Consider the following 7,989-nt stretch of genomic DNA (forward strand, 5'->3'; position numbering starts at 1 on the left):
CTATATTTTAACATATTTGTAATTTCATATAATTTTTAAATGCACTTTTCACACAGTCTGACAGGTCCCTTGTCCCATTCCTGCATAAATTTAATATTTATGTTTAAAAGTTAATAAGAAATTTAACGGGGTTGCGTAATAATTCGTTCCCGTATGGTTTACAATATCGTTTCTATCCAACAGATTGTCTACAGTCAAAGAAGCTTCATTGTTTTCATCCATTTTGTAAGTAGTGCTCAAGCTAGTCAGTAAATATGGTTTTATTGCCCAGGAGTGTTGATTAGAGGGTGTGCCGACACGTTCTGTTAAATATGTCCCGCTCAAGCTTGTGCTCCATTTATCTTTTTGATAAGTTACTCCTCCGGTCAACTGCAAGCGTCCATATTTTCTGTCCCAATAATTTTTGGTACTATTATTACCTTCAGCTTTTACTTTAGGATCTCCATAATTAATTCCCCAATTATACGACCAGCCATTCTCCCCGCTTATATCACAAGTTAACTCAACACCAGTGTTTTTAAAATCTTCATTTTTATATTTTGTTATTCCTGTGTCCTTATTCCATGTTGCACTAATATTATCTTTAATATCAATATGATATACTGCAGCCTTCCAACTATGGCCGCCGTCTACTTTTTTCCAGCCAATTTCATAATTGATACCGGTTTGTGGTTTTAATTCCGGTGCCGGCAACAGATCATATGTACTGCCGTACATTTGGCTAAAGGTAGGTAAAATAAACGACTGACTGACACTGGCATATATATTATCCTTTTCGCCCAGTTTATGAATAAATTGTCCGGAAGCGCTAAAATTGCTGTAATCTGCATCCTTCTCAGCACCGGCAGTCCAGGTTTCGCGGGCACTTAAAATAAAAGTATTTACATCATTGAGCTTTTGTTCCCATTGCCCATAAACACCAAAAACCTTTCTTTCCTGCTCCATCCTAGCCTTAGTAGTGTATTTAACCTGGTTAAAATATTCATTCTTATAATTAAATCCGAAAATAGCATTGGCCCTGTCATTGATCTGCCAATGTTTCTGGGCGTCAATCCCATAAGTCCTGTCCTTTTGATCGGTTTTATCACGGACGTAATTTAGAGTTCCGTCACTCTTGTAATATTCAAACCCTCTTGTAGTCGGCTTATTGTGATTATAATACAGACTGGCTTTTACATTTTCATCACTATATCTAAGCTGCGCTATATTATACTTGTTTTTATAGGTTTTATCATTTTGTAAATCGCCTGCTTGCGCATCCTTTAGTTTTCTCCAGTTATCGCCAAACCAGGTCTGATAGCCATTTTCATTGTCCATATAATTATACGAAAGCGATAACTTATCATTAAAATTATATTCTACTGATACACTGTCTTTATCAGAACCCTTAAAGGTAGTCGTTCTGCCCCCGGCAGTACCCTCAGTGGCTGAAATTTTATCCAGTTTGCCCCACCTTGTCTTACTGTAGCTCAGATTCAATTTCCCCATATTAAAGGTTGCATTGTGATTTCGCTGTCCATAATTGCCAAAACCTGTCGATACCGTATTCTCAAATTGCTTTTTCATAATAATATTGATAACGCCGCCCATGGCTTCACTGCCATACAAAACCGCGCCGCCGCTTTTCACAATTTCCACCCGTTCAACATTTTCCACCGGAATGGAATCCAAATAGTAGCTGCCGGACATATTAATCGGGACTCCATTTACTAATACCAACGTACCATTACTTACGCCGCGGATAATAATTGGATTGGACATAGTAGAATAGGGATTTCCATTAGGTCCAAAAGTAGTATAGGCAATACCGGAGATTTTTTGCAAAGCCATTTGTATATTCTCAGCACCGGTATTTTTCAAATCTTGATTCGTCAAAATGGTAGTAGATGCGGGAACCTCAACATCAGGTTTTTCAGAACGGGTAGCCGTTACAATTATCGAGTCAAGGGTAAAATCCTCCACTGCACCGGCAGCCAAAGCTGCCGGCCCTCCCCCACAGCATAAGCCGGTAATGATGGCCGTGACTAACATACGCTTTTTCAGAACGCTTTTCTTTTTCATCCTCATTCTTCCTTTCATAATAAAATAAAAAACTCCCGGCCATAACAGCCGGGAGGATTCTACAGCAACAGCCAAATAAAAACTCCTGGTCTAGAACCAGGAGCAAATTCAGCAAGACAACAAAACTCACCTGGAATATATTCCAAATAAGCTAATGTAACTGTAATCTCCTCCCCATCACTCGTGGGTAAAACGGCGATCTTTAGACAGGCAGTTCTCCTGGCTCTGGATCATAGCTCTCCCAAACCTTCCCAGGACTCTCATCCCAGTGGTATTTTGGTTTGCTCCCCATTACAGTGGCGGGACCGCGCCGGTCTTGCACCGGACTTCCCTATTAAGCCCTTTACAGGGCACCTGTCTAGCAATATTCAATTCACATCATAGAAAAACACTTAACTCAATATACAACTTCACTTCACCATTTTAGCAAACATTATCAAAAATCGTCGTTTTTAGAAGATATATGTCAAAATTTACTCTGGATTATAAGGGTAAACTATATACCGGTCATATAGTCAAGTCTTTTTTCCCAGGCCTGACCACTTTTACCATCCCGTTTTCCAAATGGTAACATTGCCGGTAGCATCCCATTAGCAGCTGTGAGCCACGTAGTTAACCAGATCTCCGCTCCTTTCAGCGTATTCCTTCAAACCATATAAATAAAAACTAACCTTTCTTGACACAAACCCAATTCATCATTAATAATGAGGATAAAAGAAGTTTTTATGTTCAACCATTGTTTTATGCACCTGGATTCCTATATGTAATAAGCGTAGGAGAATACGACATATGACAATTAACAAAGAAAACTATATTACCGCCGGTGAATTGGCCTCTCTCTATGCTATTCCCAAGCAAACCTTGCTTTATTACGACAAACACGGACTATTAGTTCCAGCCTATGTCAGCGAAAACGGCTATCGCTATTACTCGGTTTCTCAATATCTCTTGCTGGAAATTATTCTAAATATGAGGAAATTGAATATTTCCATTCAGGGCATAAAGAATTATCTGCAAAACCGCAATGTTGATAATTTCGAACAGATATTACTGGCGAAAGAAAAAGAATGCAATAAAATTATAGAAGATACACTAAACATCAAAAAGAGTTTACATTTATCTTTACAAACAATAGAAAAAATACGCAAAACCCGGTTCAATCAAATTCAAGTAAACTTTCAGAAAGAAAAAATTCTATTTGTCAGTGAAACTTTAACCGAAACCATGTCTTTGCGGGAACGGTTCAGGCTTCTGTCCAAACATAATCAGACTGCCTTCTCCAAAAAACACTTCAAGGAATTTACTACCGGCTGGATCATAGATAAAGATGATTTTTTTGCAGAAAAATTCAATAAAACAATACAATATTTTACGCCGGTTTCTCATTCCATTCCTAAGAAACACTGCTTTGTCCGTCCGGAGGGATTATATCTCACCATACGCTTCCAAGGAACTTATTACCAACAAGTAGCTTCCGTATATAAGGAAATCCTCGATTTTGTGCAGCGCAATGCCTTGCAGATTGTCAGTAATGTATATGTTTTCCCGCTGAAAAACCACTGGCTTACTACCGATACAAAAACATATATCAATCAAATCTCTTTTCAGGTGGAGTACACCACCTGCTAAAACAAAAGGCGGAATTGGGCTCAGTTTCTTTAACTAAGCTCAATTCCGCCTTTTCCATCATTTAGGGTATACTCAGGCATTTCGTGCTCCCTGAACTGGATCATCATTGCCTAAGCCTTCCCGGACTCATAGCTTTCATAGCCTGGCGTAAGCTTACCACCAGTTAATCCACTTTGTGATGACATTTTCCTGCCGTATTTCCCGAGAGAATATTCCGGTATATTTCATGAGCTTCTTCAGAAGTTTTGCCGTTTTCTAACGCCTTCCGGGCATGAATCACTGCGGTACGGTATTTTTTGTGTGCTTCATCTTGAGAAATATTTTCGATATTTTTAGAGTCGAAATTCATTACTTTGCGAAAAACCTCATGAATTTCTTCCGAAGTTTTCCCGGCTTCTCGCGCCAGTTGAACATGCTTTAGTGCACTTTCATAACGATGCTTGGCATGCGGTTCATTAGGAATTTGATACTCAGGATGCTTTCTTTCCGTACTCATTATTTTCACCTCCTTAAAATATAGCTTTTCTGTCTACTTTACTCTATATAGCGGTCATATAGTCAAGCTATTCTTCAAAAGTCGTTGTTTCACAACAAATACATAAACACAGTCTCCATATCTCACATGATATAGTTGAAGTGGGACAAGGGACCTGTCCCCTTGTCCCACTAATGGCTTTATCTCGCTTTACCGGCTGCAGGCAGGCGTTTATACAGCCAATGACACAGAACACCTCCGGCAAGGCCGGTAACCAGCTGTGGCCAGCTCATTGCCGTCTTGAGAAAAAAAGCCTGTCCGGCAGGCAGGGAAATAAAGCTGAAAATCCAGGCGGCAGAAAAATATAAGGCGGCCATTCGTCCAACAGACGCCAGCAGTACCGCCAGCCACAAATGGTGTCTCCGGCCGGCTTCATACAGCAGGATATACACAATATTAGTGACAGCCACCGGCAGAATAAAGACCGGCAAAGGCAAGGCCTGCTGAAAATAGGCGATAACCGGCGCCAGGCAGGCAATAATGAACCCGGCCCTCAGCCCGGCGGTCATGGCGGCCAGCAATAGGCAGGCATTAACCGCGCTGCCGATGACAAACATGGATACAAAGGGCGGCACTGGCACCAGCAGCCGCAGCGACTGCAGCAGAATCATAAGTGCCAGCAGCAAGGCCCCCCGGACAATCGTATGCCGCTCCATTTCCCGCCGGCCGGTCACAGGGTAAACCTGACATTCATATGGACAAAGGTACCCGGCAGTGAAAGCTCCTCATCCTGATGATTGAAAAGGTTGTCCACCCCCACCGCTATAGTTTGGTGTTCGTTAATTTTTTTTGTAACATTCATATTCCAAACAGCAAACGATTTATTTACCCCGCTGCCCGAGCTTTGCTGAAACAAATAATCCCGGTAAGCATCCACCCAGATGCTGGCACTCAAGTCCGGCTCCGGCCGATAGGAAAAGCGGGAGGATACCTTGTGACGCGCCCGGTTGAATAACCGGGTGCCGGTCAGATCATTGCCGGCGTCCAGATAAGTATAGTTTCCCGACCAGCTCAGCCTGTCAGTGAGCGGACAAGTGATTTCGCCTTCCAGCCCGCGCAGGCTGGCCCTGCCGATATTCTGATACTCAATATGGGCGGCGCTGACCCACGCCTCGTCAATCATATCCCTGACCTTGCTGGAAAAGAAGGTCAGCTTGCCGGTTGCCTGGCTCCAGTCCCGTTCAACAGCCAAATCGTAGAAAGTAGAGCTTTCCGGCTTCAGGTCGTTGTTGCCGGCAAGCTTGACCAGCGCGCCGTTGCGGACTACATTTAAATCCAGAAACAATTGATTCGGGGAAGGGACACGGTAGCCTTTGCCGGTATTTGCTTTAATACGCCAGCCAGGCTCCGGCCTGTAGGTTAAGCCCAGCTTGGGGCTCACCTTATCCGCGAACCGGTCGCTGCCGTCATAGCGGGCGGCTGTCGTCACAGACAGCTTGGGAGCCATATCCCACTCATCCTGCACATACAGCGCCGAATAATCGGTTTTTACCTCCGAGCCCTGATAGGTTTTGCCATGAAAGGTTTTGGTGAAAGTACCCCGGCCTGTCCGGATACCGGTCCCGCGGTACAGCTCCGGCCGGAACTCACCGCCAATGGTCAGGCGGTGGTCAGGTCCCGCCGCTTTGCTGACCCTGGCCTCGATTCCCGCTATCCGGTAATAGCCGTAAACCGAATTCAAATACAGGCCGTTGCCGCGGTTAACTGTATCATTGTACTTATCCCAGATAGTCTGGTAGGCGTTAACAAACAACTCGCCGTTTGTCAGCGTTTTTTTGTAGCTGACGCCGTAATATGTGCGGTTGTTGTCATCCCGGACTGCTGTGGCCAGAGTCCCCATCAACGATTGCATCGAAGCGTATTCCTCCTGTTTTTCCTCCATGTACGAGGCACTCAGGGAAATCAACTCCCCGTCACGGGGAAAATAATCCACCCGGCCGGCAATGTTCTTACGCTCGCCAAAGGGCAAAAAGCTAGTTCCGTCACTTTTAAGCGACTGAGCAGTATCTGTATAATTGCCGGCAAGAAAAACACTCAGCTTATGCTGCCGGCCCGAATCATAGGAAAATGCATAGCGTTCCTGCCGGTCGCCCTTATCTGTCCACAATCCCTGATCCAGATCAAAATTCCAAGCTTGCTGCGTCGATGCTTCGGTGATGATATTGACAACACCCCCGAGGGCGTCGGCGCCATAAAGCGAGGTAACCGGCCCTCTGACAATCTCAATCCGTTCCACATTATCCAGTGAAATCCGGTCCAGCTCATAATTGGCATCCGGCTCAGCCGGAATTCTCCTGCCGTCCATCAGGATCATAGAATAGCGGGAATCAAAGCCGCGTATGGACAACGCCGCCCGTCCGTTAGCCCGCATAATGCCCACACCGGCTGCCGAACCGATGATATCCCGCAGCGTGCGGGCATTTTGATCCTTAATCTCCTCTTGGGTGATAACAGCAACATCAGCCGAAACCTCCCGTACCGCTACCGGTGTTTTAGTGGCCGTAACCACCATTTCCTCCAGAACAAAAGCCGGGACCTCCCCAGTCTCTCCACTGGTAGCGGCAAAGGCCTGCGCCGCAATCAGCCATGTAGCCAGCAGCGCCGGAATAATCTTGCGTTCCTTAATCAATACAATCCCTCCAAACCTGTCTTGTGTCATTACCCGTCATTTAGGCAAAATGATACAGCTCGCCGACCAACCCGGAGATCACCCCCGCCTGCGCTTGCTGGCTCATTTTTGTCAGACCGGCGGCAGCCAGCGCGGCGTCAATACTCTGCCGGCTCTGCAGCAGATTCAGCCCGTCCAGATGGCTGGACAGCCAGTTGACGATCGACTCCTTGGGAGTAAGGAAATCCGCGCTGACCTGGTGGCTGACCAGATACAAATAACCATGAGGCTTTAGCGCCCGCGCAATCCGGGCGGCCATTCCCGGCAAATCGGCGCTGGCAAAATCCAGAACACCGGAAGCAATAATCAGGTCGTAGCCTGTCCCGATGTCATCTGTCGTAAAATCCCCGCGCCAAACCGCTAAGCGGTCCGCCAGCCCCCGCTCCTTGACAAACTGTTCCGGGATGTCGGCAACCAGGGGATGCTCAAAAATTACCCCCGATGCCTGCGGGAAATGTGCGGCGCACTCTATCGCCATCATGCCGGAACCGCCGCCCAGATCCAGCAGCTGCAAGGCGCTATCCGGCAAAAATACGCCCCGGATGGCCTGCAAAAACGATTGCACCCGTCCGGTATATATTTCTGTGGCCGACAACCTGGCCAGCTCCCGGAAATTATAAACCCTGCCGCCCTGATTATGCTGCTGAGTACCGGCGTCAGGCCCCATACGCACCTGCTCTGCCACCCGGTGCAGACTGGTCATTTCATTCCAAAAAACCAGATATTCGCCCAGATAAAAGGAACTGTTCCTGTTTAGAAACGCCTCGGCCACCGGGGTATTCTGAAAATACTCCCCGTTCTTTTTGAGCAGGCCGATTGCCGCCAGACTGTTTAAAAACAAAGCGAGATTGCGGGCATCATATCCGGTCTGCGCGGCGACCACACCGGCTTCCGCTTCTTCCTGCAAATACGAAAAGACGTCAAGTTCTATACCGGCAAATAACAACTGAGCCTCCTTGAACTGCTGCGTCATCCGGTAGAGCATCCCCGGATTCTGACCTGGATTTTTCATACATATAACCTCCCTTAATAAACTCTCGATATCTTTGATTTACTCGATATCTCACAGCATTTTACTTTGAATATGTCGAACCCA

The 7,989-nt window shown here is 45.9% G+C and carries 6 protein-coding genes and 1 riboswitch; of the genes, 1 reads left to right on the top strand and 5 read right to left on the bottom strand.

Annotation, left to right across the window (positions count from 1 at the left end):
- Positions 1-90: 90 nt before the first annotated feature.
- Positions 91-2,061, bottom strand: a complete 1,971-nt coding sequence (locus tag GT1_RS21530; protein ID WP_188400442.1) for a TonB-dependent siderophore receptor — start codon at positions 2,059-2,061, stop codon at positions 91-93.
- 191 nt (positions 2,062-2,252) lie between these two features.
- Positions 2,253-2,434, bottom strand: a riboswitch (cobalamin riboswitch).
- 416 nt (positions 2,435-2,850) lie between these two features.
- On the opposite strand from GT1_RS21530, the gene GT1_RS21535 reads away from it, so the two are divergent.
- A complete protein-coding gene (locus GT1_RS21535; protein WP_188400443.1) occupies positions 2,851-3,690 on the top strand; it encodes a MerR family transcriptional regulator in 840 nt (279 codons plus the stop codon).
- A gap of 163 nt (positions 3,691-3,853) precedes the next feature.
- Here GT1_RS21535 and GT1_RS21540 read toward each other — a convergent pair whose 3' ends face one another.
- The 4 genes from GT1_RS21540 to GT1_RS21555 form a co-directional block, all read right to left on the bottom strand.
- Positions 3,854-4,186 (bottom strand): hypothetical protein, encoded by a 333-nt coding sequence (locus GT1_RS21540; RefSeq protein ID WP_188400444.1) that lies wholly within the window; start codon positions 4,184-4,186, stop codon positions 3,854-3,856.
- 179 nt (positions 4,187-4,365) lie between these two features.
- Positions 4,366-4,899 (bottom strand): ECF transporter S component, encoded by a 534-nt coding sequence (locus tag GT1_RS21545; protein WP_223226435.1) that lies wholly within the window; start codon positions 4,897-4,899, stop codon positions 4,366-4,368.
- Complete coding sequence (locus tag GT1_RS21550) at positions 4,896-6,854, bottom strand: TonB-dependent siderophore receptor (RefSeq protein ID WP_223226436.1); 1,959 nt, start codon at positions 6,852-6,854, stop codon at positions 4,896-4,898. The genes GT1_RS21545 and GT1_RS21550 overlap by 4 nt, the downstream gene beginning before the upstream one ends.
- Before the next feature lie 40 nt (positions 6,855-6,894).
- On the bottom strand, positions 6,895-7,905 hold the full coding sequence (locus GT1_RS21555) for a methyltransferase (protein ID WP_188400446.1): 1,011 nt from the start codon (positions 7,903-7,905) through the stop codon (positions 6,895-6,897).
- Positions 7,906-7,989 lie beyond the last annotated feature (84 nt).

Source organism: Sporomusa sp. GT1 (assembly GCF_014634905.1).
GTDB classification, from domain to species: Bacteria; Bacillota; Negativicutes; order Sporomusales; family Sporomusaceae; genus Sporomusa; species Sporomusa sphaeroides.